We start from the raw sequence: 451 nt of genomic DNA, 5'->3' as shown, positions 1-451 counted from the left end.
ATTAGTTCGCTGGGTAGCGAGCCACGAAGGAGTTAATGGTATCGTTGTAAACGGACATACAGGAGAAATTATGACATTACTTCCTGAAGATCGTGCAGAAGCAGTACGAATTGCGGCGGATGAATTACAAGGCCGAATCCCAGTCATTTCAGGAGTATCAGCTGAGGGAACAATTGAAGCGATCCAACATGCTCAAGCAGTTGAAAAGGCAGGAGGCGAAGGAATTCTGTTAATGCCGCCACACTCATGGTTACGATTTGGTATGCAGCCAGAATCGACAGTTCAGTTTTTTAAAGATGTAGCCGAAGCGATTAACATTGGTATTGTTGTTCACCAATACCCAACTTGGACAAAATCTTCTTACACAACCGATCAATTGTTGGAAATGGCTAAAATTCCAAACGTTGTCTCGTTTAAAATCGGTCAAAGAGATATGGCCCAATACGAAGTG

At 43.0% G+C, this 451-nt stretch carries 1 protein-coding gene; it reads left to right on the top strand.

All coding sequences use genetic code 11. The features are described from left to right. On the top strand, positions 1-451 hold a 451-nt coding region (locus ACJ2A9_RS23825), incomplete at both ends, for a dihydrodipicolinate synthase family protein (protein WP_441424120.1).

Origin of the sequence: Anaerobacillus sp. MEB173 (assembly GCF_052119505.1) — a bacterium.
Classification (GTDB): Bacteria; Bacillota; Bacilli; order Bacillales; family JBJMAU01; genus JBJMAU01.
This window is presented reverse-complemented; position numbering and strand designations above follow the sequence as displayed.